This is a genomic window from Pseudomonas gessardii (assembly GCF_001983165.1).
In the GTDB taxonomy this organism is placed as follows: domain Bacteria; phylum Pseudomonadota; class Gammaproteobacteria; order Pseudomonadales; family Pseudomonadaceae; genus Aquipseudomonas; species Aquipseudomonas gessardii.
In genome coordinates this window covers 49,789-71,830 of record NZ_MNPU01000011.1, presented here as the reverse complement: position 1 = coordinate 71,830, position 22,042 = coordinate 49,789, and the positions used below count along the sequence as shown (strand labels likewise).

Here is a 22,042-nt window from a genome sequence, read left to right as displayed (position 1 = left end):
GGTCGTAGCGGCTATGAAGAACACACTTTATCCATCACGGGTACGCGCCTGGTTCACTGTCAGCGTGCTGATGCTGGCCTACGTTTTATCGTTCGTGGACCGGCAGATTCTCAACCTGCTGGTGGGGCCCATTCGTCAAGACATGGACATCAGCGACACCCAGATGAGCCTGCTGATGGGCCTGTCGTTTGCGATCTTCTATACCTTTTGCGGGATTCCCCTGGGGCGGATTGCCGACAGCAAGAGCCGGCGCAATCTGCTGATGTGCGGGATTCTGGTGTGGAGTGGCATGACCGCCGCGTGCGGGATGGCCAAGGGGTACTGGCAGTTTCTGTTTTGCCGTATCGGGGTGGCGGCGGGCGAGGCATCGTTGGCGCCTTGTGCCTACTCGATGATTTCCGACAGCTTTACGCCTGAGCGTCGCGGCACTGCCTTTAGCGTGTACTCCACGGCGATCTACCTGGGGTCGGGCGTGGCGCTGTTGCTCGGCGGCGTCGCGGTGCATTTCGCAACCAGCCAGGGCGATATGACATTGCCGCTGATTGGCATCGTACGCCCATGGCAGATGGTGTTTTTGATTCTTGGCGCCATTGGCGTGGTCTTCTCATTGTGCCTGCTGTTGCTGCGCGAGCCGGTGCGCCAGGGGGTTGGCGCGGGTCTGCAATTGCCGTTCTCGGAGTTTGTCGACTACCTGCGTAAAAACCGTCGGACCATGCTCTGCCACAACCTCGGGTTTGCCTGCCTGACCTTCACGGCCTACGGCAGCAGTGCCTGGATCCCGACGTTCTTTGTGCGTTCGTTCGATATGAGCGTGCCGCAAGTCGGGGTGATCTACGGCAGCATGCTGGCGATCTGCGGCTCCCTCGGCCTGCTGGTGGGTGGGCGCCTGTGTGACTGGCTGGTCAAGCGTGGTCATCGGGATGCACCGCTGCGCATCGCGATCCTCGCCGCAGTGCTGACATTGCCATCAAACCTGGGCTACCTGGTTGATGATAAGAACCTGGCTTTGGTGCTGATGGCGTTTCACGTGTTTACCGTGAGCATGCCGTTCGGTGTCGGCCCCCTGGCGGTCCAGGAAGTCGTGCCCAGCCCGATGCGCGGGCAGGCATCGGCGCTCTATCAGTTTGCCGTGACCCTGATCGGCCTGGGCATCGGCCCGACCGCCGTAGCCTTGGGGACGGATTACGTGTTTGGCAGTGATTCGGCACTGGGTTATTCGTTGGCCGTGGTGACCGGCATCTCCCTGGTGCTGGCGGTGGTAATTTTGACGGTTGGCCTGCGCTCATACCGCGAGAGTCTGGAGCGCCTGAAAAGCTGGGCCCCCAAGGATCCCACCGTGGTGGTGCCTGGCCGGCAGGTGCCGGCGGCTGACGCCTGAGCCTTCAATTTCTCCCGCTGGCCAAGCTGACACCTTCCGAGGTGTCAGCTTTTTTTTAAGCGGAGATCTTTCCATAAACCGTTTGCCAAAACATGTCTCTTTGATAATATTGATTCATATGTTCCGCAGCGCGGAATATGGTTCCAATAAAAACAATGTGTCGAGGCTCAGATGAATTCCAGCGTCAACTACGAGCGTCAAGGCGAGGTTGCACTGATCACCCTCAACAACCCGCCGGTCAACGCCCTTGGCCAGGCCCAGCGCGAAGGTTTGCTGCGGGCCTTGCACCAGGCTCAGATCGACACGCAGGCCAAGGTGCTGGTGTTGCTGTGCAGTGGCCGCACGTTCATTGCCGGGGCGGATATCAAGGAGTTCGGCAAACCCCCTCAGGCGCCGAGCCTGCCGGAAGTGGTCAATGCCTACGAACACAGCGACAAGCCCTGCGTAGCGGTGATCCATGGCACGGCCCTGGGCGGCGGTCTGGAAATGGCTCTGGGTTGTCACTATCGAATCGCGCGCCGCGATGCCAAGGTCGGCCTGCCGGAGGTCAAGCTCGGGTTGCTGCCGGGGGCGGGTGGCACGCAGCGCTTGCCCCGTTTGGCGGGGGTGGCCAAGGCGCTGGAGATGATTGTCTCAGGCCAGCCCATCAATGCCCTTCAAGCCCGCGAACATCACATTGTCGATGAGCTGTTTGACGGCGATCCCCGCGCCGCCGCAATCGCTTTTGCTCAACGGATCCTGGACAGCGGCCTGGGCGTGCGGCGTACCGGCGAGCAGGCTGCGGCACTCGAGGGCGTCGACAACGCCGCATTGATCGCCGCCAAGCGCGCCGACGTCGCCAAGCGTTTACCGGGGTTCTTTTCTCCGCCCCGTTGTGTCGCCGCCGTAGAAGCGGCGACTTTGTTGCCGCTGACCGAAGGTTTGCAGCGCGAGCGCGCACTGTTTCAGGAATGCCTGGCCTCCGAGCAACGTGCGGCCCTGGTACACGGTTTTTTTGCCGAGCGCCAATGCGCTCATATCGACGGCTTGCCCAAGGACACACCCGTGCGTGCCATTGAGCGTGTCGGAGTCATCGGTGGCGGCACCATGGGCGTGGGTATCGCCTTGAGTTTTGTCAGCGCGGGTATTGCCGTGATCTTGATGGAAGTCGACGAGCCCGCCCTGCAGCGCGCATTGCAGCGTGCCCGAGAAACCTGTGAAGCCAGCGTCGCCCGTGGCAGCTTGAGCCCTGCCGTGATGGAGCAGCGCCTGGCACTGCTGCATGGCGGGGTGGACTACCGCGAACTGGCCACTGCCGACCTAGTGATCGAAGCGGTGTTTGAAAGCCTGGAGGTCAAGCGCCAGGTGTTTGAACGCCTGGATCAGGTATGCAAGCCCGGCGCGATCCTCGCCAGCAACACTTCGTCGCTGGATCTGGACGTTATCGCCAGTTTCACTTCACGGGCTGAAGACGTGGTGGGCCTGCACTTTTTCAGCCCGGCCAACGTCATGCGGCTGCTTGAAGTCGTGCGCGGTCGGTACACCGGTCTTGAGGTGTTGGCCACGGTGATGCAACTGAGCAAGAGGTTGAACAAGATTGCCGTGGTGGTGGGCGTCTGTGATGGTTTTGTCGGCAACCGGATGATCTTCCAGTATGGCCGTGAGGCCGAGTTCTTGTTGGAGGAGGGCGCCACCCCGGAGCAGGTCGATACAGCCTTGCGCAACTTCGGCCTGGCCATGGGCCCGCATGCCATGCGCGACCTGTCCGGGCTGGATATCGGCTGGAGCATTCGCCAACGCCAGCGCGCCACGCTGCCATCGAACTACCCGCTGCCCGGGGTCCTCGACACGTTGTACGCGGCCGGGATGCTCGGCCAGAAGACCGGCCAGAAGACCGGCCAGGGCTTCTACTGCTACGCCCCCGGCTCCCGCCATCCCGAGCCGAACCCTGAACTGTTGCCGTTGCTGGAAGCCGTCTCCCGCGAGAAAGGCATCGAGCGCCGCGCCTTGAGTGATGACTACATCGTCGAGCGCTGCGTGTTCGCCTTGATCAATGAGGGCGCAAAAATTCTTCAGGAAGGCATCGCCCGGCGCAGCAGCGACATCGATGTGATCTACCTCAACGGCTACGGTTTTGCCGCCTGGCGGGGAGGCCCGATGTTTTATGCCGACAGCCTTGGCCTGGACAAGGTATTGGCCCGCATTCGCGAGTTCCACCAACGTTTCGGCGCCTGGTGGGAGCCGGCGCCGCTGCTGGAAGAACTGGCGGCGCAAGGGCGACGCTTCGCCGACTGGAAACTGGATTCATAACGGCCTGCTTCACGGTCTATCAACGGCTTGGAGAAACAACATGGATATTCATTTTACCGCTGAAGAACTGGCGTTTCGCGATCAAGTCAGGTCCTTCCTCAAGGACAAACTGCCCCGGGATCTGGCCGACAAGGTGCGCCTGGGCAAGCCCTTGTCCAAGGATGACCACTTGCGCTGGCAGGCGGTGCAGAACGCTCAGGGGTGGTATGCCACCCATTGGCCAGTGGCCTTTGGTGGGACTGGGTGGGGGGCAGTTGAGAAACACATTTACGAAGAGGAATGCGCGCTGGTGGGGGCGCCGCGCAGCATTCCGTTTGGGGTCAACATGGTGGCCCCGGTGCTGATCAAGTTCGGCACGCCACAGCAACAAGACCACTATCTGCCGCGCATCCTCAGCGGCGAGGACTGGTGGTGCCAGGGTTACTCGGAGCCAGGCGCCGGTTCTGACCTGGCTTCGTTGAAAACCCGTGCGGTGCGCGAGGGTGACGTTTACATCGTCAATGGCCAGAAAACCTGGACCACCCTGGGCCAGCACGCCAACATGATTTTTTGCCTGGTGCGTACCGACCCGCAGGCGCAGAAACAGCGGGGTATTTCCTTCCTGTTGATCGATATGAGCAGCCCAGGCATCAGCGTGCGGCCGATCATCACCCTGGATGGCGAGCACGAAGTCAACGAGGTGTTTTTCGACAACGTCAAAGTGCCGGTGCAGAACCTGGTTGGCGAAGAAAACCACGGCTGGACGTGCGCCAAATACCTGCTCACCTATGAGCGCACGGGCCTGGCGGGGATCGGCGCGTCCAAGGCCGCGCTGGCCCACCTCAAGCGCATTGCCCGCAAGCAGATGAGCGAAGGCCGGCCGATATTCGACGATCCACTGTTTCGCGCCCAGGTCGCGGAAGTGGAGATGCAACTCATGGCCACCGAAATGAGCACGCTGCGCACCCTGGCTGCGGCCAAGGACGGCGGGGTGCCGGGGGCGGAAAGTTCGATCCTCAAGGTCAAGGGCACTGAAGTCCGCCAGGCGATCAGCCACTTGCTGCGCAAGGTGATCGGGCCGTACGCGTTGCCGTTTCTGGAAGAAGAGTTGGACCTGGATTACCCGGGCGAACCCCTGCACGCCGACTACAGCGTGGCGTTGGCCAGCCAGTATTTCAACCTGCGCAAGCTGTCGATCTTCGGCGGCTCCAACGAAATTCAGAAAAACATCGTCTCCAAGATGATTCTCGAACTGTAAGGGGCTCTGACCATGGACTTCAAACTGACCGAAGAGCAGCAAATGCTGCAAGACACGGCGGCACGCCTGGTACGCGATGCCTACAGCTTCGAGGCGCGAGAGCGCTATGCCCAGAGCGATGCGGGTTTTAGCCTTGCCTTCTGGCAGCAATTGGGTGAGCTGGGGCTGACGGCAGTGCCGTTTCCCGAGGCCCTGGGTGGTTTTGGCGGGGGCGGCGTCGACACGATGCTGTTGATGACTGAATTCGGCCGAGGCTTGTGCCTGGAACCTTATGTGGAGTCGGTGATTTATGCGGGAGGGTTGCTGATGCAGCTCGGCAGCCCGGCCCAGCAACACCTGTTGCAACAAGTGGCCAGCGGCCAATTGCTGCTGGCCACAGCCTTTGCAGAACCACAGAGCCACTACCACCTGAACGATGTGCAGACCCGCGCCCAACAGACGGCCGAGGGCTGGACGCTGACTGGTCGGAAAGCCGTGGTGATAGGCGGGCATCAGGCCGGCTTGATGCTGGTCAGCGCGCGGATCAGCGGTGAAAGTCGTGATGAGCAGGGCATTGGCCTGTTCTTGATTGATCCGCAGGCCGCCGGTGTCGAGCGCCGCATTTATCCTACGGTCGATGGTCGCAAAGCCTGCGACCTGTACCTGGACAAGGTGCAGGTCTCTGCCGCTCAGGTACTGGGTGAACCAGGCCAGGCCCTGGCAGCGTTGCGTTATCAACAAGGACGGGCCATTGCCGCACAGTGCGCGGATGCCCTGGGCAGCATGCAGGAAGCCTGTCGCCTGACCCTGGACTACCTCAAGACCCGTCAGCAATTCGGTGTGGCCATTGGTCAGTTCCAGGTGCTGCAGCACCGTATGGTCGACATGCGCACCGAACTGGAACAGGCCACCAGCATGGCCATCCTGGCCGCATGCTGCTGCGACGAAGCGCACAGCCTTGAACGCACCCGGACCCTGGCCGCCGCCAAATTCATCGTCACCCGGGCCGCGCGCAGCATTGCCGAGCAGGCGATCCAGCTGCACGGCGGGATCGGCATGACTTGGGAATACGCCCTGGCGCACCACGCCAAGCGTCTGGTGATGCTCAGCCATCAGTTCGGTGACGACGACTATCACCTCAAGGCCTATGCCGCCTTGCTGGACGCCGCTTGAATGCCGTTTTTTTCACTCTGAGAGAGCCATTATGAAAGTCCTCGTCGCAGTCAAACGAGTGGTCGATTACAACGTGAAAGTTCGCGTCAAGGCGGACAATTGCGGCGTCGATCTGGCTAACGTCAAAATGTCGATGAACCCCTTCTGCGAAATCGCCGTGGAAGAAGCCGTACGCCTGAAAGAGCTCTCTATAAAAGAAGGGCGCATCGCGACTGAAATCGTCGTCGTTTCCGTAGGGCCATCCACTGCTCAAGAGCAGCTGCGCACCGCCCTGGCGCTGGGTGCCGACCGCGCCGTGCTCGTCGAATCCGCTGAAGAACTGACCTCGCTGGCCGTGGCCAAGCTGCTCAAGGCCGTTGTCGACAAGGAGCAGCCACAACTGGTGATCCTCGGTAAACAGGCGATCGACAGCGACAACAACCAGACTGGCCAGATGCTGGCTGCACTGACCGGTTACGGCCAGGGCACCTTTGCCTCGAAAGTCGAAGTGTCTGGCGACAGCGTTGCCGTGACCCGCGAAATCGACGGCGGCGCGCAGACCGTTTCCCTGAAACTGCCGGCCATTGTCACCACCGACCTGCGTTTGAACGAGCCGCGTTATGCGTCCCTGCCAAACATCATGAAAGCCAAGAAGAAGCCGCTTGAAGTGCTGACTCCAGAAGCTTTGGGCGTTTCCACCGCCTCCACCAACAAGACCGTCAAAGTCGAAGCGCCAGCTGCACGCAGCGCGGGGATCAAGGTCAAGTCGGTGGCTGAACTGGTCGAGAAACTGAAAAACGAAGCGAAGGTAATCTAACAATGACTATCTTGGTAATCGCAGAACACGACAACAAAGTGCTGGCCCCGGCCACCCTGAACACTGTGGCCGCTGCCGCCAAAATCGGTGGTGACATCCACGTACTGGTAGCAGGTCAGGGCGCTGGCGCCGTGGCTGAAGCCGCGGCAAAAGTCGCCGGTGTGAGCAAAGTACTGCTGGCCGACAACGCCGCTTACGCGCATCAACTGCCGGAAAACGTAGCGCCGCTGGTTGCAGAGCTTGGCGCTGGCTACAGCCATATCCTGGCTGCCGCCACCTCCAACGGCAAAAACATCCTGCCACGGGTTGCTGCGCAGCTGGACGTTGACCAGATCTCCGAGATCGTTTCGGTGGAAAGCGCCGACACCTTCAAGCGCCCGATCTACGCCGGTAACGCCATTGCCACCGTGCAATCCACTGCCGCGGTCAAAGTGATCACCGTGCGTGCCACCGGTTTCGACCCGGTTGCCGCTGAGGGTGGTTCGGCTGCGGTTGAAGCCGTTGCAGCTGTGCACAATCCTGGCACTTCCAGCTTTGTTGGCGAAGAGCTGGCCAAGTCGGACCGTCCAGAGCTGACCGCGGCCAAGATCGTCGTTTCCGGCGGGCGTGGCATGCAGAACGGTGACAACTTCAAGCACCTGTACGCCCTGGCCGACAAGCTGGGCGCGGCGGTCGGCGCTTCGCGCGCGGCGGTCGACGCAGGTTTCGTACCCAACGACATGCAGGTCGGCCAGACCGGCAAGATCGTTGCGCCACAGCTGTACATCGCCGTCGGTATCTCCGGCGCGATCCAGCACTTGGCCGGTATGAAAGACTCCAAGGTGATCGTTGCGATCAACAAGGACGAAGAAGCGCCGATCTTCCAGGTGGCTGATTACGGCCTGGTGGCGGACTTGTTTGAAGCGGTTCCCGAGTTGAGCGGTAGCCTGTAAATGGGTTATGCAGGCGCGAACAGTTTCGCGCTTGCATAACCCATGGCGATCAGGCGCCCAGGCTTTCGATGTCCCTGGCCAACATCACCAGTTGATGGGCCAGGGAGCTTTGCAGGGTGTCGGTCGGCAGTTGGAATTTCGGCGCGCCGCAGGTCAGGGCCATGATGCTGCCGTCGGCCAGGCGCAGCGGAACGCCTGCGGCGTTGACGTTGCGGTCCCACTCGCCGAGGGACAGGCAAAAACCGAACTCTTCATACTCGCGGAACGATTCGTTCAACGAGACCTCCAGGGCCGGCCATTCGTCACCGGCCTTCTTGGCAATTTCGCCGATCAGGTGGGCCCGCTCGTTTTCCGGGGTGGCGGCCAGGTAGGCGCGGCCTGCCGCAGTGGTGCTCAAGGGCAGGCGCACGCCGGCTTCCATGCGCAGGCTGGCCACGTCGGGTGGGCGGCAGCTTTCCACATAAATCATCGAGAGCCGGTCGCGGCAGGTGAGGCCAACGGTGGTGTTGGTGCGCCGGGCGAACTCGTCCATCAGCGGTTTGCCCAACTGGCGAACCCGCAGGTTGTTGACATAGGCATACCCCAGGGCCAGCACCCCGGAGTCGAGTTGGTATTTTTCCACGTCCTGGTTGTAGCTCAGGTAGCCAAGCTGCGTCAGGGTGTAGGTCAGGCGCGAAACTGTGGGCTTGGGCAGCCCGGTAATCCGCGCAATGTCCTGGTTGCCCCGGGTGACGTTGCCGTGGGTGAACGCGCGCAACACTTCGAGACCCCGACTCAGGGCTTCGACGAATTTCCGGTCCTTGGGTTCGTTCTCGGGCGTTTCGATTTCTTCAGTCATGGAGGCTCATGTGGGCAGCGGGCAGGCAGTGGAAGAGGTTAGCCGATAATACCGGGCAGTGTGGGCAGTAATCGGCGTGATTTCAATGCAATGACTTAATAGTTGCGCAAAAAGGCAGCATAGCGGAATCCTGTTCCGCTAGTGATTCCATTGCACGACCCAGGACAGGGCAAGTAATACCGGGATGGCGATCAGCGCAAAGCGGCCATTCCAGGTGAGGACAATCGTCCACGGCAAGGTGCCTGCGGTACGCGCGAGGATCAGCACGGCGGGCCCAAAGGGCGAGAGCAGCATCGCCAGGGAGAAGGCACAGACCAGGCTGACGGCGGGCCCCAGGGGGTTGACACCGGCCGCCTGCAATTGGGCCAGCAAGCCGGCACAAATGCTCAGGGTAATAATCGGCGCAATGCCAACCAGCGCGAGCCCTACGATACCCAGCAGGGCCATGCATTGCAGCACAAATACCTGGGAGGCGCCGCCCAGCAGCGGCACCAGTTGATCCAGGGAAACCAGCTGATTGAACAGCGCGCCGAACAGCGCGGAACAACCAAAGATAAAGACCTCATTGCGCATGCCCGCCAGATGCTCGGCCAATTCGTCGTAGGCTTTGCCAGGGCTCTCAAGGAACAGCCAGCCACTGACCAGCAGCGGCACCACCACCAACGACGCTTGGGTGATGTTCAGCCAACTGAAGCTGGCCAGCGCGACAATCGCGCCGATGCCCAGGGCCGTGCCCAGGGCGAGCGGTGTGAGCGAGGCGGCGGGAATTTCTGGCGACTCATCCACCAGCGTCTGCAAATGGCGGTTTTCCGTGCGTGCGCCAATAAGCATCAGCAGCGCCGTGGCGATCACGCCGTAGGGCAGCAGGTCGGTCCAGGTCAGGCTGGGGACTTCACGGGTAATGATCGCCACGACAATGCTGGTTGGCGCGATTAACGGCACCAGGGCAAAGCCGCGAATGGCGGCGGTCAGCACGCCTCTCTGGCCATCGCGTTGGGCCGGGTGATCGGGGGCAAAGTGTTGCAGGTAACTGTGCAGGGTTGAACACATCAGGTTGAGCATGCCGAAACTGAGGATTGAGCCCAACCCGAGCGCCGCCAACAAGTAGCGCGGATAGAGCAGGGCCCGTGGTCCACGCAACAACACACGATGCACCTCACGCAGTGCCGGCAGGCGCTTGACCAGGCAACCCATCAGCCCCAGGCCGCCAATGAACGCCGCGTAATAGGCGGCCGCGCTGCTGATGCGCTGGACGGTGGGCAGGTCCAGTGGGGCCTTGACCAGCCATAGCGCGAGCAGCGCCAGCGTCGCCAGGCCCAGGCGCCGAGGGTAGGGCATGAGCGACTGCCAGTGCCGGATAAAAAACAAACCGAACAGCAGCGCTGCGATCAGGCTGAACGCAGTGGTACGTGTGCCCAGGGCAATCAGTTCGCAGAGCAGGGCCAGTGGCAGCAGGCGTGTCAGCTTCACGCGGGCAGACGCCGCAGGCGGCTATGTTTGAACACCCCTTCGGCGCTGGCCAGCAGGTTGTCCTCGGCATCGAGCACATCACAAGCGGCCATGTAGATTTTCGGCCCGCCGCCCCGTACCCGGGCGATGACCCGTACCCGACTGCCCGCCGGGGCGGGGGCCATGTAGTTGATGTTCAGCGACAAGGTCAGGGACAAGCGCCATTGGGCCGGATCGACGTGCCAGGTGCCGCACATGCCCAGGGCCGAGTCGGCCATGGCCGCGATCACGCCGCCGTGCAGGTTGCCGGCCTGGTTGAGATGGTCGGGGCGAATCTGCAGGGCGATGACCGTACGAGCCTGGCCATATTCAAGCAGATCAAGGCCCAGGTAAGCGGCAAAACCACTGAACAGCCCGATCAGGTCGGTTGCAGGCGATGTGGGGGTCATGGGGTGTTCTCTTCTTGTTATGGCGTGGCGCGTTTGCGGGCAGTGACCTTTTGGCCTGTACTTCCAAGTTCCGCAAAGTCGGTTTATTGATTGAAGTTGAGCCTGACAATATTTAATATCATAGTCAATATGGAATCTGGTTCTGCACAGCGAAACATTAATTCGGAGAAGACATGTTTTCACGTATCGGTGTGATAGGCAGTGGCGCCATGGGGCGTGGCATTGTTCAGGTGTTTGCGACGTCAGGCTGCGAGGTGCTGCTGTATGACGTGCGTCCCGAGGCAGTCGAGCAGGCGCTGAGCTTTAACAAGGACCTGTTGGCGCGCCAGGTGGCCAAGGGCAAGCTCAGCCCCGAGCAGTTGGAGCAGACCCTGGCGCGTATGCAGCCTGCCGCCAGCCTGGAAGCCTTGGCCGGTTGCGATCTGTTGATCGAAGCCATCGTCGAGAACCTGGAGGCCAAGCAAGGGCTGTTTCGCCAGTTGGAGGCCATCGTTGCGCCGAGCGCCGTGCTGGCGACTAACACGTCTTCGTTGTCCGTTACGCAGATCGCCAGCGGTTGCCAGCACCCCGAACGGGTTGCCGGGTTTCACTTCTTCAACCCGGTGCCGCTGATGAAGATCGTCGAGGTGGTGCGCGGTGAGCGTACCCAGGCGCAGGTGGTCGAGCGCTTGTGCGCGTTGGCCGAGGCCGCGGGCCACTTTGCGGCGCAAACCCCGGACACGCCGGGTTTTCTGGTCAACCATGCCGGTCGCGCCTATGGCACTGAAGCCTTGCGCATCCTTGGCGAGAACATCGCCGATGTCGAGCAGATCGACCGCATCCTGCGCGATGGCCCGGGGTTTCGCATGGGGCCGTTCGAGTTGTTTGACCTCACCGGGCTGGATATTTCCCACGGGGTGATGGAGTCGATCTACGCGCAGTTTTATGGTGACCCCCGCTATACGCCTTCCTACCTGGCAGCCCAGCGCGTGGCCGCCGGTTTGCTGGGGCGCAAGAGTGACGGGCAGGGTTTCTACCGGTATGTCGACGGCCAACAGCTGCGTTCGCCCCCGCTCAAGCGCGCGGTGGTAGCGGTCGAGCGGGCCTTCTGGCTCGACAGCCAGGAGCTGCACGTGCGCGACGCAGTGGCAACCTTGCTCGCCGCTGGCGGGGCGACGCTTGAGGAGGATGCTCAACCACCGGCCAACGCGATCTGCCTGATTACCCCGTTGGGGGAAGATGCCAGTAGCATGATTGCGCGCCTGGGTTTACCGGCTGAGCGCACCCTGGCCCTGGACACCTTCTGCGATTTTTCCAAGCGCCTGGTGTTGATGCGCCAACCGGCGCTTGAGCCTGCGTTGGAAGCCCAGGCGGTACAGGCCCTCGGCAGCAGTGGCGTGCCGGTGGAAGTGATCAATGACTCGCCCGGTTTCATCATCCAGCGCGTGGTGGCCTGCGTGGTCAACCTGGGGGCGGAAATCGTCCAGCGGGGCATCGCCACCCCGGCCACCCTCGACCGTGCGGTGATGCTGGCGCTGGGTTATCCGCGCGGCCCGCTGGCCTTCGCCCAATTCTATGGCGCCGACAAGATCCTTGCGGTATTGCGCGGTATTCAAGGTTGTTATGAAGAACCGCGCTACCGCCCCAGCCCTTGGCTGCGTCGCCGGGTCCAACTGGGCCTGGGCCTGCAATCCCCTGATCATCCCTCTGCCGTGCAGGAGCAATAACCATGTCCGCTTATATCTATGATGGCCTGCGTACACCTTTTGGCCGCAGCGCCGGCGCCTTGGCCAGCGTGCGCCCCGATGACTTGCTGGGCGAAGTCATTCGTGCCCTGGTGGCGCGCAGCTCGTTTGCAGGCGCCGACTATGAAGACGTCGTGGCGGGGTGTGCCTGCCAGGCCGGTGAAGATGCGCGCAACGTTGCCCGCAATGCGGCATTGCTCGCGGGCTTGCCATTGACCACGGGGGGCTTGACTGTCAACCGCTTGTGCGGCTCGGGGCTGGCGGCGTTGCTGGATGTGAACCGGATGATCCGTTGCGATGAGGGCCAGTTGTTTATCGCTGGCGGCACCGAGAGCATGAGCCGTGCGCCGTTTGTCGTCGGCAAGAGCGAGGCGGCATTCTCCCGGGCCTTCCAGGTCTTCGACAGCAGCATCGGTGCGCGTTTTCCCAACCCGCTGATCGAGGCCGAATTCGGCGCCGACAGCATGCCGCAAACCGCCGATAACATTGCGCGCGACCTGGGTATCAGCCGGGCCGACAGTGATGCGTTCGCCGCGCGTAGCCAGGCGCTGTATGCCAAGGCGCTGGCCGAGGGTTTTTATGACGGGGAACTGATGTCGGTGTTGGTGCCACAAGGACGCAAGTTGCCGCCCAAGGAGGTACTGGCTGATGAGCACCCACGGCCGTCCACCGATGAGCCGGCGCTTGCCCGGCTGGGGGCGCTGTTCGACGACGGAGTGGTCACGGCGGGGAATGCCTCGGGGATCAACGATGGGGCGGCGGCGCTGATCGTTGGCAACCGTGCGATCGGTGAGCGGTACGGGGTCAGGCCTCGGGCACGGATCGTGGCCGGTGCGGTCGCGGGGGTTGCGCCCAGGGTGATGGGCCTGGGGCCGGTTCCGGCCATTGGCAAGGCCTTGGCGCGTGCCGGGCTCAGCCTGGCGGATATGGATGTGATTGAAATCAATGAAGCCTTCGCCACCCAGGTGCTGGGGTGCGCTAAAGAGTTGGGCCTGGCCTTTGACGATCCGCGTTTGAATGCCCTGGGCGGTGCGATTGCCATTGGCCATCCGTTGGGCGCCTCGGGTGCCCGCTTGGCCCTGACGGCCTTGCGTAGCCTGGAGCGCCAGCAAGGGCGCTACGCGCTGGTGAGCCTGTGCATCGGGATTGGCCAGGGCATTGCCTGTGTGATCGAACGGCTTGACTGAAGCCACCCCATACAAGTGTGGGAGCGGGCTCGCGATAGCGGTGGTTCAGCCGACATATTCAGTGACTGATCCACCGCCATCGCAGGCAAGCCAGCTCCCACAGGGGAACGCAGCTTCGCGCTCTGGTTCTGCTTTTAAACGACCTCGAACAACCCCGCAGCCCCTTGCCCGCCGCCGATGCACATGGTCACCACCACATATCTGGCGCCGCGCCGTTTGCCTTCGATCAGGGCATGGCCGGTCAGGCGTGAGCCGGTGACGCCATAAGGATGGCCGATGGAGATGGAGCCGCCGTTGACGTTCATCTTGTCCAGGGGGATGCCCAGCTTCTCGCGGCAGTAGATCACCTGCGAGGCGAAGGCTTCATTGAGTTCCCACAAGTCGATATCGTCGACGTTCAGGCCGTTGCGCTTGAGCAGGCGGGGGATGGCGTAGACCGGGCCGATGCCCATCTCGTCCGGCTCGCAACCGGCCACGGCAAAACCGCGAAAAATGCCCAGTGGCTCGAGGTTGTTGCGTTCGGCATACAGACTGTCCATGACCAGGCACACCGACGCCCCGTCAGACAGCTGGCTGGCATTGCCCGCCGTAATGAATTGCCCGGCACCGCGCACCGGCTCCAGCAAGGCCAGGTTGGCCAGGGTGGTGGAGGGGCGGTTGCACTCGTCCTGCGTCAGGGTTACCGCCTGTTCACTGACCTCGCCGCTGTGTTTGTCCTTGACCAGCATGTGGGTGCTGAAGGGCACAATCTCCTCATCAAACAAACCTGCGGCCTGGGCGGCGGCGGTGCGCTGTTGGCTGAGCAGGGCGTATTCGTCCTGGGCCTCGCGGCTGATGTGGTAGCGCCGGGCAACGATGTCGGCGGTTTCAATCATCGACAGGTAAAGCTCGGGTTTGTGTTCCCGCAGCCACGGGTTCTGCCCGCGATCGGTATTGAGCTTGTCGTTTTGCAGCAGGCTGATGGATTCCACGCCGCCGGCAATCATCGCCGGGACTTTCTCCGACACGATACGTTGGGCCGCGAGGGCAATGGCTTGCAGGCCCGAGCTGCAAAAACGGTTGATCGACAACCCCGCCGTGGCGCTGGACAGCCCGCCACGAATGGCGGCCAGGCGCGCCATGTTCTTGCCCTGGGCGCCTTCATGAAACGTCGCACCGAGGATCACATCTTCAATCAACCCCGGATCAATCCCGGCCCGGGCCACGGCGTGCTGGATCACATGCCCGGCCAGGTCGATGCTGTGGGTGTTGTTCAGGGCGCCCCGGTAGGATTTGCCGAGGGCGGTACGCGCGGTGGAGACAATAACGGCGTCAGACATCAATCAGTTTCCTGTGCCAGTACTGGTGGGGGCGTGGGCGGCCCATTCTTCATCCTGCAACTGGCGCCATAGCAGTTTGCCGGCGCCTGATTGCGGCAGATGCTCGCGAAACTCAATAGTGGCGGGGACTTTATAGGCCGACATATTGGCCTTGCACCACTCGATGATGTCGTCGGCCGTGGTGTCCTGTCGCTCGGGGTGCAGGGTCACCAGGGCTTTGACGGCCTCCCCGCGGCGTGCGTCGGGGGAGGAAATGACGCAGCACTGCTTGATCGCCGGATGGCGGTACATCAGGCTTTCGACTTCCGAAGGCCAGACCTTGTAGCCGGAGGCGTTAATCATTCGCTTGATCCGGTCGACCATGAAGAAGTAGCCGTCTTCGTCGTAGTAACCGAGGTCGCCGGTGCGCAGGAAACGTTTACCTTGCAGTTCGATAAAGGCTTTTTCGGTGTCGTGCGGGAGCCGCCAGTAGCCTTTGAAAATTTGCGGGCCGTGGCAGACTATTTCCCCTACCTCATGGGGCGCCAGTTCCAGGCCAGTCGTACTGTCGATAACGCGCGAGTCCACGTCGAACGCCGGAATGCCCAGGCATTGGGATTTGCTGCGTGCCTTGGGGTTCATATGGGTCGCTGCCATGGTTTCGGTCATGCCGTAGCCTTCGATGTAGTCCAGGCCCAATAGCTGTTTGAGCTTGTTCTTGACCGGCCCGGGCATCGCCGCACCGCCACCGCCAATGTAATCGAGGCTGGACAAGTCATAGCGATCGAGCCCTTCCTGGGTCAGGAAGTCCACGGCCATGGTGACGATATTGGACCAGTTGCTGACGCGATAACGCTGCATCAACTGCGCGGCAACTTCGCGGTTCCAACGGGTCATGACCACCACACAGGCACCACTGAAAATCGGCCCGTTCATCGACGACTGCATGCCGGCGACATGGAACAGCGGCAGGGTGGTCAGGACCACATCTTCACAAGTGCGGTTAGTCCAGGCCTGGCGATGCACGGCCGTCGCCATCACTGAGGCATGGGTGTGCAGGCAGCCCTTGGGCACGCCGGTGGTGCCGGAGCTGTAAGGCATTACGCAGTGATCGTCAGCGCCACTGAGGTGCGGGCCAGGCTGTTGGCCACAATCGAGTGCGGCCTGCCAGCGCACCACGCCAGGCAACGTCGCGGTTTCCACCGCAACGAGCAACTCGGGCGGCAGGGGCAGGTCGGTGGGCTGGCGCAGGTATTGGCAATAAGCGGTGGTCAGCACCTGGCGCAGCTTGAAGCGGCCGAGCAGCGGCGTGACAAAAGGCGCCAGATCCTGAGCGCAGACGACGATCTCGCCGTCAGTATCTTGCAGGTAGTGTTCCAGTTCGCTGGCGCGGCTCATGGGGTTGAGCGGTACCACCATGGCGTCGGCGCGCAAGGCGGCGTAGTAAGTGATGATGAATTGAGGCGAGTTCTGCATGAACAGCAGCACCCGGTCGCCACGCTTGATCCCTTGGGACTGGAAATACCCGGCCAGTCGCTCGACCTCATCGAGCAACTGGGCGTAGGTGATGAGGGTGTCGTAGTAAATGATCGCGGTCTTTTGCGGATAACGCCGGGCAGCGATCTCCAGGTTACAGAAAAGACTGGTGTCCGGCAGTGTCAGGTGGTGGGGCGCACCCTCCGGCCAATGGGGCAGGTGACGATTGAACATTCTAAAACCCTGTTGTTATGAGTCTGGGTTAATCGATATGCGGGCGGTATGGCGGGTGCCATCTCGCTGGAGATTTGCATGCAATGCTGCGAAATGTCAAATATATGGAATTATATTTCGCTGTGCGGAATTATTGATTGGCTTTTCGTAAGGCCAGGAAGTCTGCGGGTCGCTTGTCGAAGAATGCCGCAATTCCCTCGCCAGCCTCATCGTCCCCCATGGACTCCACCATATGGGTGGCCTCCAGTTCCAACTGCTGCTCCAGGGTTGCGCTGCTGGCCTGACGGCACAGGGCCTTGATCCGCGCCATTGCCCGCTGTGGGCCTGCGCCAATCCGGGTTGCCAGCGTGATGGCCGCCGCGAGCGCTTCACCGGGCTCGACCAGGGTATTCACCGCACCCATGGCATGCAGGCGTTCACCGCTGATCCGCTCACCTGTCAGGCACAGTTGCGTCAGTACCTGGCGCGAGACAAATTCGGCGAGAAACGCCGTGGCGCCGCCATCCGGGGTGAGGCCAACCTTGACGTAGGCCACCGAAAACGAAGCATTGCGGGCCACTACCAGCAGGTCGCACGCCAGTGCAATCGACAGGCCGGCCCCGGCTGCTGCACCTTCGACGGCGGCGATCACCGGTTTGCTGCAGGTGTGGATCGAGCGGATCAGGTCATGCAGGCCTTCAAGGTTGACCCGTCGCGCCGCCGGCGTCATGGTCCGGCGTAATGCCAGCCGATGCAGATCGCCGCCGGCGCAGAAATGGCCGTCAACACCGGTCAACACTACGGCGCCAATCGCCGGATCCGCCTCGGCCCGGGCCAGGGCCTGGGGTAATGCGCCATAGAACTCGGGCGTGAGGGCGTTACGTGCGCCGGGGTTGTTATTGGACAGCACTAGAACGGCACCTTCGCGGTGCACAAGAATCGGTTCACGCATGGTTTCACCTGTTGTGCTCGGCGGCTGATTATCCGAAGGATTATCGGAAGGCAAAGCTTCATTGACAATCACAGCCCTGATTGACAGGCTGTTCAAAATCCTTTGACAGTGGCCGCCCATGGACCTCAAGTCGCTTACCTTGCTGGTCGAAATCATCGATGCAGGCAACCTCAGTGAGGCCGCACGGCGCCTCAAGGTCAGCCGGGCCAACATCAGCTACCACCTCAGCCGCCTGGAACAGTCAATCGGTTTGCAACTGGTACGGCGTACTACGCGCCGCATCGAGCCGACCGAGATCGGTCTGCGCCTGTATGAGCATGGGCGAGCCATCCGCAATGAGCTGCTGGCGGCGCAAGAGTCGGTCTCTTCACTGGGGCAGAGCCTGCAGGGCCGGGTGCGTGTGAGCGTCCCGAGCGGGTACGGGCAATGGGTCATGGCCGACTGGCTACTCGATTTCAAGCGGCTTTACCCCGGGATCGTGCTGGACGTGATGTTTGAAAACCGTGTCGAAGACCTGATGCGCGATGAAGTGGATATCGCGGTACGGGTCATGTCCGAGCCGCCGCAAAACCTGGTGGCGCGGGACATGGGCGTGTTGCGCTACGTGGCCTGCGCTTCTGCGGCCTACGCCCAGGAGCATGGTGTGCCCGAGCAACTCAGCGACTTGCGCACCGCGCCGCTGATTACGGCGGCGGTGGTTGGCCGGCAATTGCGGGTCGCCGCTTACCTGGACGAGGAGCGTCATGAGGTCCTGCTGGAGCCCACCCTGATTTCGGAGAACTTTCTGTTCTTGCGCCAAGCCGTCTTGGCCGGGTTGGGCGTCGGGCTGGTGCCGGACTACCTGGTGCAGGATGACGTGCGCCAGGGCACGCTGGTGACCGCCCTGGATGCCTGGCGGCTGAGCATCTTCGGCACCAACATGTATATGCTCTATATGCCTGATCACCATCACACCCGTGCGACCTCGACCTTCATCGACTTCATGCTCGCCCGGGCCAGAACCACGGAGGTAGACTGCGCCCCATGTCCATCCAGCACGCACTCCTGACCTCACTCCTGGAAAAGCCCTCCACGGGGTATGAGTTGGCCAATCGGTTCGACCGCTCCATCGGCTATTTCTGGCAAGCCACCCATCAGCAAATCTATCGTGAGCTGGGCCGTATGGTCAGCGCCGGCTGGCTCGTGGCGCAAGATGGCCCTGAGGATGACAAGCGGCGCAAAAAAATCTACCAGGTGCTGCCTGCGGGGCGCGCCGAGTTGATGCGCTGGGCGGGCGAGCCGCAAGAAGCGGGGGACCAGAGCCAGGCATTGCTGATCAAGCTGCGTGCCGAGGCGGTGATTGGCCCGCTGGGCCTGGGGGCTGAGGTCCAGCGCCTGATCAAGCAGCATCAGGCCCTGCTTGAGACGTATCGGCAGATTGAACAGCGCGACTTTTCATCTGCCTCGTTGAGCACCACACAGCGCCTGCAATACATAGTGCTGCGACGTGGAATCATGCTCGAAGAAAGCTGGCTGGCCTGGGCGGATGAGGTATTGCCGTTGATTGAGGTGTGAGGCCAGGCAGGGTTCGACTTCATCCACCGCCAATCCCCTTGTGGGAGCTGTCGAGCCCCGGCGAGGCGGCGATGGCGGCGGCACAGGCACTGAAGAGGTCACCTGCCCCGCCGTTATCTGAGGTCCAAGCGTTTGCGTGAGGCTTGATACTCACCCTTGAGCCGCTCGATCAGCTTGCCGGCCGGCAGTACCGACTTGACGGCGCCCACGCCCTGGCCTGCCCCCCAGATATCTTTCCAGGCCTTGGCCCCTTCACCGGTGCCGAAATTCATTTTTGAAGGGTCGGACACTGGCAGTTCATCTGGGTCCAGACCGCTGTTGGCGATGCTTTGGCGCAGGTAATTGCCATGCACACCGGTGAACAGGTTGGAGTAGATGATGTCGTCGGCCGAACTCTCGACAATCATTTGCTTGTAGGCAGATTGGGCATGGGCTTCTTCAGTGGCGATGAACGCCGAGCCGATATAGGCCAGGTCAGCGCCTGCCGCCTGGGCAGCGAGAATCCCATTACCGTGTGAAATGGCCCCCGAAAGCAGCAGCGGGCCGTCGAACCATTCACGAATTTCCTGGATAAGCGCAAAAGGCGAAATTTTCCCCGCATGGCCTCCAGCCCCCGCAGCCACGGCAATCAGGCCGTCGGCGCCTTTCTCAATGGCTTTTCTGGCGAAGGTATTGTTGATCACGTCGTGCAGCACGATGCCGCCGTAGGCGTGTACCGCCTCATTCACATCCACCCTCGCACCCAGCGAGGTGATGATGATTGGGACTTTATATTTGGCGCACAGTGCCAGGTCATGTTCGAGCCGATCATTGGACTTGTGCACGATCTGGTTGACCGCAAACGGCGCAGAGGGCTTATCCGGATGCAGGGCATCGTACGCGGCCAACTCGGTGGTGATTTGTTTCAGCCAATCCTCCAATACCGGCGCCGGTCGTGCATTCAGCGCGGGGAATGAACCCACTACGCCGGCCTTGCATTGGGCGATCACCAACTGAGGGCTGGAAATGATAAACAGCGGCGAACACACCACTGGAATCGAAAGACGGCCTTGCAAAACAGCAGGGAGAGACATAGCGGCTCCAATCGGATCGGGTGTCGGATACCCGGCGAGGAGAAATTAGCAGGGTGAATTTTAATATGCAACTGGTTGCATAGTTGCTGCCCCGGCCGCTACCCGCAAGCAATGTATTTGCTGTTCTATGGTAAACGCTCCATAAACCCGACATTTGCCCGTCACACCCCGTACTACATAACAAACACACCTTTTCATGCAGGTTTCCAAAACGTTACGCACAGCTCCTGCGTTGCGCCTCCCTCTGTAAGTCAATATCGTTTGCCGTGTGTGAGATAAGCCTCAGATCCCAACACTGCAAAGGAATGCCTTATGAGCAAAAACACGAAAAAGACCTCCGGCAAGATGGCCACATTGGCCGCCGAAACCCTGAATAATCCAAACGCCTCAGCCATCGCCAAAAGCCTGGCTGCCTCGGCGTTGGCTCAACGTGGTACGGATAAGCAGACCAGTGCACAGATGGAGGAAAAAGCTGGAAAGACGCTTCAGAGCGATAAGTACAGCGAGCAGACAAAAGCCCTTGCCGCCTCCGTGCTCTCCCAATCCAATAAAGAGCGGGGAAGCTGAGTGGCGACCAGGCTGTCGCTCCCAGAAGCTGTTGAGGGGCAGCGTGCAGGCCATGGTCTCCGAATGGGGTGAGCCCCGTCGCGGCTGTCAGCTCAAGCGCTCAGCCGCTTTACGATAAACCTGGTCCCGTTCACGTTTATCAACAGCGACTACAACCACGGTAACTTCCTGATCAATCACCTGATAGACCAAGCGATAACCGCTGCTGCGCAGTTTGATTTTGTAGCAGTCGGGCAAACCGTGCAGGCGGTTGGTTTCAATGCGCGGATTGGTCAGGATTTCTCCCAGCTTTTTCTTGAGCTGCTGGCGTACGGTATCCCCTAGTTTTTGCCACTCCTTCAGCGCTCGTGCATCGAACTCAAGGCTATAGGTCATCCAATGAAACCTTCACGCGTTGAGGCGCCGCCAACCTCTCTCGTACGGTTGCCATCAGTGCCTCGTCATCCTCAGTCATCAAGACTGGTTTGAAGGGCAACTGACCACGCTCTGCCACATACTGCAGAGCCTGGCGCATCAGTTCGGAAGGCGTGACACCGAGTTTTTCCAGTTCACGATAAGCGCGTGCCTTAAGGTCGTCGTCGATACGGATATTGATAGAGGCCATGCTGTTGGTTCCCGATGTAATGACGTTGGTCATTACAATGGGCTGGGATGAGCTTTTTGACAAGTATTCCTCGACGTTTGACCGAGTATGGCGCTTACCATGAATGGGCAATCTTACTGCGGCTCGGCTTGGTCAGCATTCCATCAGCTGTAACTGATTTTTAAGATGTGTGATACGTCGAGGGCGTTTGGTTGCTGGGGTTTTGTTGGCCCGCCTGGCAGGGCTGTTCTATGCTGAGTTTATGTGTCCAATTCTTACGGACGGGAGATGGGTATGAATAACGAACCCAAGCCACGCGATGACTCGGCGCAGGAGCGCGCGCGGCAGCTTCGCGAAGAAGAGAAACCGCAGACCTGGAAGCACCCGGATGATGGGACGGAACTGTCCGAGCGCGACCAGGAGCGCCCACTTAAGCCCTGATGTCAACGATGGGCCCAGCGTTCACCCGGCTATCGGCGTACACAACTCCACCAGCGTGCCATCCGGGCAGCGCACATAAGACACCACCTGGCCCCAGGGCTTGCTGCTCGGTGCCGAGAGTTCGCTGGCGCCTGCGGCCAGCGCCTTGGCGTGGGCGGCCGGCACGTCAGCGGTCACCAATCCCAACTCCATGCCCAGCGGTTGCTTCGAGGTATGAGCGGCAACGTGCCCGCCCTTGAAATTCATTTCCCCCAACTCATGGGCGGCGAAGGCCAGGGTAGTGCCCCCGGTTTCCAACTCGCCATAGGTCCCTGATTCATGCAGAAAGCGTCGGCTGAAGCCAAAGGCCTGTTCAAAAAACTGCAGCGACGCGGCAACGTCCGGGACGTAGACGATGGTGTAGGCGAATTTCATGGCTCAGCGCTCCGTGCTTGAAAAAGTGGCTATTTAGAGG

22 protein-coding genes are annotated in these 22,042 nt (G+C 61.2%); 12 read left to right on the top strand and 10 right to left on the bottom strand.

Translation table 11 applies throughout. The features are described from left to right. Positions 1-13: 13 nt before the first annotated feature. The 6 genes from BLL38_RS10405 to BLL38_RS10380 all read left to right on the top strand — a co-directional run bounded on the left by BLL38_RS10405 (position 14) and on the right by BLL38_RS10380 (position 7,784). On the top strand, positions 14-1,378 hold the full coding sequence (locus BLL38_RS10405; protein ID WP_076962497.1) for a spinster family MFS transporter: 1,365 nt from the start codon (positions 14-16) through the stop codon (positions 1,376-1,378). A 171-nt stretch (positions 1,379-1,549) separates the two neighbouring features. Then, a complete protein-coding gene (locus BLL38_RS10400; RefSeq protein WP_076962496.1) occupies positions 1,550-3,667 on the top strand; it encodes a 3-hydroxyacyl-CoA dehydrogenase NAD-binding domain-containing protein in 2,118 nt (705 codons plus the stop codon). 40 nt (positions 3,668-3,707) lie between these two features. Next, positions 3,708-4,904 carry an acyl-CoA dehydrogenase family protein gene (locus tag BLL38_RS10395; RefSeq protein ID WP_076962495.1) on the top strand — a complete coding sequence of 399 codons (1,197 nt, stop codon included), beginning with the start codon at positions 3,708-3,710 and terminating at the stop codon, positions 4,902-4,904. 12 nt (positions 4,905-4,916) lie between these two features. Next, on the top strand, positions 4,917-6,056 hold the full coding sequence (locus tag BLL38_RS10390) for an acyl-CoA dehydrogenase family protein (protein ID WP_076962494.1): 1,140 nt from the start codon (positions 4,917-4,919) through the stop codon (positions 6,054-6,056). A 31-nt stretch (positions 6,057-6,087) separates the two neighbouring features. Further along, positions 6,088-6,852, top strand: a complete 765-nt coding sequence (locus BLL38_RS10385) for an electron transfer flavoprotein subunit beta/FixA family protein (RefSeq protein ID WP_076962493.1) — start codon at positions 6,088-6,090, stop codon at positions 6,850-6,852. Positions 6,853-6,854: 2 nt separating this feature from the next. Then, positions 6,855-7,784, top strand: a complete 930-nt coding sequence (locus tag BLL38_RS10380) for an electron transfer flavoprotein subunit alpha/FixB family protein (RefSeq protein ID WP_076962492.1) — start codon at positions 6,855-6,857, stop codon at positions 7,782-7,784. Positions 7,785-7,833: 49 nt separating this feature from the next. Here BLL38_RS10380 and BLL38_RS10375 read toward each other — a convergent pair whose 3' ends face one another. From BLL38_RS10375 to BLL38_RS10365, 3 genes are all read right to left on the bottom strand, one after another. Further along, positions 7,834-8,622, bottom strand: a complete 789-nt coding sequence (locus tag BLL38_RS10375) for an IclR family transcriptional regulator (RefSeq protein ID WP_076962491.1) — start codon at positions 8,620-8,622, stop codon at positions 7,834-7,836. Between the two features lie 138 nt (positions 8,623-8,760). Beyond that, positions 8,761-10,092 (bottom strand): hypothetical protein, encoded by a 1,332-nt coding sequence (locus tag BLL38_RS10370; RefSeq protein WP_236309635.1) that lies wholly within the window; start codon positions 10,090-10,092, stop codon positions 8,761-8,763. Beyond that, positions 10,089-10,520: a PaaI family thioesterase gene (locus tag BLL38_RS10365; RefSeq protein WP_076962490.1), complete on the bottom strand. Its 432-nt coding sequence runs from the start codon at positions 10,518-10,520 to the stop codon at positions 10,089-10,091. Before BLL38_RS10365 ends, BLL38_RS10370 begins: the two co-directional genes overlap by 4 nt. 173 nt (positions 10,521-10,693) lie before the next feature. On the opposite strand from BLL38_RS10365, the gene BLL38_RS10360 reads away from it, so the two are divergent. Then, on the top strand, positions 10,694-12,226 hold the full coding sequence (locus tag BLL38_RS10360; RefSeq protein ID WP_076962489.1) for a 3-hydroxyacyl-CoA dehydrogenase: 1,533 nt from the start codon (positions 10,694-10,696) through the stop codon (positions 12,224-12,226). Positions 12,227-12,228: 2 nt separating this feature from the next. Beyond that, positions 12,229-13,431, top strand: coding sequence for a 3-oxoadipyl-CoA thiolase (locus BLL38_RS10355; RefSeq protein ID WP_076962488.1), 1,203 nt, complete (start codon positions 12,229-12,231; stop codon positions 13,429-13,431). 134 nt (positions 13,432-13,565) lie between these two features. Here BLL38_RS10355 and BLL38_RS10350 read toward each other — a convergent pair whose 3' ends face one another. The 3 genes from BLL38_RS10350 to BLL38_RS10340 form a co-directional block, all read right to left on the bottom strand. Beyond that, positions 13,566-14,750 carry an acetyl-CoA C-acyltransferase gene (locus BLL38_RS10350; RefSeq protein WP_076962487.1) on the bottom strand — a complete coding sequence of 395 codons (1,185 nt, stop codon included), beginning with the start codon at positions 14,748-14,750 and terminating at the stop codon, positions 13,566-13,568. Positions 14,751-14,753: 3 nt separating this feature from the next. Beyond that, positions 14,754-16,439 carry a long-chain-fatty-acid--CoA ligase gene (locus BLL38_RS10345; protein WP_076962486.1) on the bottom strand — a complete coding sequence of 562 codons (1,686 nt, stop codon included), beginning with the start codon at positions 16,437-16,439 and terminating at the stop codon, positions 14,754-14,756. 130 nt (positions 16,440-16,569) lie between these two features. Next, a complete protein-coding gene (locus BLL38_RS10340) occupies positions 16,570-17,370 on the bottom strand; it encodes an oxepin-CoA hydrolase, alternative type (RefSeq protein ID WP_076962485.1) in 801 nt (266 codons plus the stop codon). Between the two features lie 118 nt (positions 17,371-17,488). Between BLL38_RS10340 and BLL38_RS10335 the strand changes: the two genes are divergently transcribed. Beyond that, entirely contained in the window at positions 17,489-18,418 is a 930-nt protein-coding gene (locus BLL38_RS10335) for a LysR family transcriptional regulator (RefSeq protein WP_076962484.1), read from the top strand. Further along, entirely contained in the window at positions 18,394-18,924 is a 531-nt protein-coding gene (locus BLL38_RS10330) for a PadR family transcriptional regulator (protein WP_076962483.1), read from the top strand. The genes BLL38_RS10335 and BLL38_RS10330 overlap by 25 nt, the downstream gene beginning before the upstream one ends. 113 nt (positions 18,925-19,037) lie before the next feature. On the opposite strand, the gene BLL38_RS10325 is transcribed toward BLL38_RS10330, so the two are convergent. Further along, on the bottom strand, positions 19,038-19,997 hold the full coding sequence (locus tag BLL38_RS10325) for an NAD(P)H-dependent flavin oxidoreductase (protein WP_076962482.1): 960 nt from the start codon (positions 19,995-19,997) through the stop codon (positions 19,038-19,040). Positions 19,998-20,309: 312 nt separating this feature from the next. Here BLL38_RS10325 and BLL38_RS10320 point away from each other — a divergent pair, with 312 nt between their 5' ends. Further along, the gene (locus tag BLL38_RS10320; protein ID WP_076962481.1) at positions 20,310-20,564 is read left to right on the top strand and encodes a hypothetical protein; all 255 of its coding nucleotides are present in this window, start codon (positions 20,310-20,312) and stop codon (positions 20,562-20,564) included. An 87-nt stretch (positions 20,565-20,651) separates the two neighbouring features. On the opposite strand, the gene BLL38_RS10315 is transcribed toward BLL38_RS10320, so the two are convergent. Then, positions 20,652-20,939, bottom strand: coding sequence for a type II toxin-antitoxin system RelE family toxin (locus BLL38_RS10315; RefSeq protein WP_076962480.1), 288 nt, complete (start codon positions 20,937-20,939; stop codon positions 20,652-20,654). Next, a complete protein-coding gene (locus BLL38_RS10310; RefSeq protein WP_076962558.1) occupies positions 20,929-21,168 on the bottom strand; it encodes a type II toxin-antitoxin system RelB/DinJ family antitoxin in 240 nt (79 codons plus the stop codon). The genes BLL38_RS10315 and BLL38_RS10310 overlap by 11 nt, the downstream gene beginning before the upstream one ends. Positions 21,169-21,441: 273 nt before the next feature. On the opposite strand from BLL38_RS10310, the gene BLL38_RS31100 reads away from it, so the two are divergent. Then, the gene (locus BLL38_RS31100) at positions 21,442-21,588 is read left to right on the top strand and encodes a hypothetical protein (RefSeq protein ID WP_162843705.1); all 147 of its coding nucleotides are present in this window, start codon (positions 21,442-21,444) and stop codon (positions 21,586-21,588) included. A 21-nt stretch (positions 21,589-21,609) separates the two neighbouring features. Here the strand turns inward: BLL38_RS31100 and BLL38_RS10305 are convergent, their stop codons facing one another. Further along, positions 21,610-22,002 (bottom strand): VOC family protein, encoded by a 393-nt coding sequence (locus tag BLL38_RS10305; protein ID WP_076962479.1) that lies wholly within the window; start codon positions 22,000-22,002, stop codon positions 21,610-21,612. Positions 22,003-22,042: the final 40 nt, after the last annotated feature.